The 262-nt window shown below is 59.9% G+C and carries 1 pseudogene; it reads right to left on the reverse strand.

Annotated elements, in window-relative coordinates:
* Positions 1–262, reverse strand: a pseudogene (locus tag HJY11_RS13610) (phosphoribosylformylglycinamidine synthase); the annotation flags it as partial.

Below are 262 nucleotides of genomic sequence, written 5' to 3' on the forward strand. Positions count from 1 at the left end.
GCCCATGTCCATGAGGCAGATGGGTTTCTCGTCGCGGCCGAGCTCGTGGCGCATGGCGAGGTACTGCTCGAACGCGGCCTTTACGGCTTCGTCGTCGATCTGCACGTTCTCAAGAACGGTGCCGAAGGTAGTGTGGCGGCAGTGATCGGACCAATAGGTGTCGATCATCTTGATTTCGGTGATGGTGGGATCGCGCTGCTCGTCTTCGGCGAAGTATTTCTGGCAAAAGGCGATGTCGGCCTCGTCCATGGCGAGTCCGCGC

Source organism: Bittarella massiliensis (ex Durand et al. 2017) (genome assembly GCF_017566145.1).
GTDB lineage: Bacteria > Bacillota > Clostridia > Oscillospirales > Ruminococcaceae > Bittarella > Bittarella massiliensis_A.